The organism is Acidobacteriota bacterium (assembly GCA_003225175.1).
Lineage (GTDB): Bacteria > Acidobacteriota > Terriglobia > Terriglobales > Acidobacteriaceae > Gp1-AA112.
In genome coordinates, this window is record QIBA01000252.1 from 1 (window position 1) to 2,229 (window position 2,229).

Here is a 2,229-nt window from a genome sequence, read left to right on the forward strand (position 1 = left end):
CCTCGATTTAGATCTTCAGCTCCAGATCGCAAAAGACACAACGGACTCGTTCTCGCAGACGCTAAAGTTGTTTACCCAGCGTCTCGAGGGGGGAGTGGCTTCGAAGTTAGACACTTCTCGGGCCGCTGCAGCCCTCGCTACGGCAACTGCAAGCATCTCGGAGCTGGAGCGCCAGATTGCACTCAAGGAGAATCAGATCAGCGTGTTGTTGGGCAACAACCCCAACCCGATACCGCACACCGCCAAACTTCTCGAACAGATTGTCCCGCCGGATATTCCTGTTGGCTTGCCTTCGGCATTGCTTGAGCGCCGGCCGGACATTTTGACTGCTGAGCAGCAATTGCGATTTGCGAACGCGCAAGTCGGGATCGCCACCGCAAATTTCTTCCCGCGAATTGGCCTTACCTCTTTGTTTGGCCGCGCCAGCTCTCCGCTTAGTTCCCTATCATCCGGTAATGCCACCGTCTGGAGCATTGCTGGGAATGTTGCAGGCCCGATCTACCAAGGCGGAGCCCTCAGAGCGCAGAAGCGTCAAAGCGTGGCGTTCTGGGAACAAACGAGACTTCAATACGAGCAAACCGCTCAGGTTGCGTTCCAGGATGTGTCGAATGCTTTAGTTTCTCGCCAAAAATTCGAAGCGATTCGAGATGAGCAGGCCCAGGCTGTCCAAGCCTACCAGGAGTCAGTAAAAGTCTCATTTCAGCGGTACGTGGCCGGTAAGGCGAGTTACTTTGAGGTGCTGGATTCTCAACTGCAGCTATACCCGGCAGAGAATGCCCTTGCCTTTACCGAACTTAATCGGCGCACAGTCATTGTGCAACTCTACAAAGCCTTGGGCGGCGGTTGGAATCTGAAGGATCCGGAATGGCGGGGCCCCATATCCTAGGTGCTACGCGCAGACAAAAAAGCAACAAAGAAACGCCTTGCTCCCGAAGGTCAAAAAAAAAATCAGCTCAGTCGACACTGTGATAGGACCGCCAGTCCAATAGTTCGAACGATGCGCGGCAAATCTTCTTCATCGTGGGCCGTAAACACACCGCCGCCGGTCACTTCCGTTAAGACTTTCATGTTATGAGGTCCGCGCCGCTCTGCGGGGCCAATGTAGTCTTGGCCCGGAACCGGCAGGTTAGGAAACTGCGTCTTGGATCCGTCTGAGGGGAATCGGTCGCGTTTCTTCTGCTGCGGGGGAAAGATTGCAGGAAGTTCAAACAACGGTCCGGCCATCACCGTAAAAACGGGAACATCAGCTTCCTCCAAAAGCTCCCTGGTCTCTCTTAGGTTGTACCTGCTGTGATTATCGCCCCCATCGGTGATTATGATCATTGCGCGACTCTTATTTGCAGCATCATGATGAACTGTATTCACACCCAGCCAAATCCCGTCAAAGAGTGAGGTGCTCTCATTGGTGGCTGTAAGCAGTACGGGTAATCGGTGTTCAAGATCTCGTTCATCGGTGGTGAACGGCATAAGTAGTTTGGACCGCTTCCCTATGCTCAATATTGAGTATTCATCGTGGTACTGGTCCTGTTCTTCCAAAGAGTCGAGCAGCGAAAGGGCCGCATCCTGAACGAAGGGAATCTTTCTCGTCATGCTGGAGCTTAAGTCCGCAAGAACTACGAATGAGACGGGTACACGCTCTTGATCGAAGTAAAGTATTCTCTGTTCAATTCCATCCTCGAAGAGCCGGAAGTCACTCTTCTTTAGGCCTGTGGCCACAGCACCTTTGTCGTCGAAAATCGTTACGGGAATCTGTACCAACTCAACGTTTGCTACAATTTCAACGGGCGCTCGGGCCTGCGCGCACACCACAGCCCCGCCTTTCGCTCCTACAAACGCGCAATAAACAAGAAAGAACGCCGCTGCCCGGCTTGCTGCCATTGCCCTCTCCGAACCTTGCACCCTGTCGACAGCTATATCCCTTAACTCAGGTTCTGTCAATGACAAGCAGCAAACACAAACGTTGCTCCGCCGCGCTTCCTTAGGACAAGAAAGCCCTTGTATATAGGCCAGTCTTCCGCCAACTGGGCGATTCGCAAGAATTGAGCTCAGTCTGTCCGTCGGCAAAGGCTCATAGCCCCTGTTATTTTTGCCAGTGTTCTCTACGCTGCTCAGCACATAGGTTTTGGAAATCGGGTGGAAAATGCGACGGTTCAAATCAAGAAAAGCTACTAACCTATCCGCTGACAAAGCGATTCGGTTGTTCAATCAGGGCGATATCCAGGCATTTGA

General features: G+C 52.7%; 2 protein-coding genes. One reads left to right on the forward strand and one right to left on the reverse strand.

What is annotated here, in order from left to right; all coding sequences use genetic code 11:
* Positions 1-886, forward strand: an 886-nt coding sequence (locus tag DMG62_25120) for an RND transporter (GenBank protein ID PYY18970.1), incomplete at its 5' end; no start/stop codon positions are given.
* Between the two features lie 62 nt (positions 887-948).
* Here DMG62_25120 and DMG62_25125 read toward each other — a convergent pair.
* Positions 949-1,878, reverse strand: coding sequence for a hypothetical protein (locus DMG62_25125; GenBank protein ID PYY18971.1), 930 nt, complete (start codon positions 1,876-1,878; stop codon positions 949-951).
* Positions 1,879-2,229 lie beyond the last annotated feature (351 nt).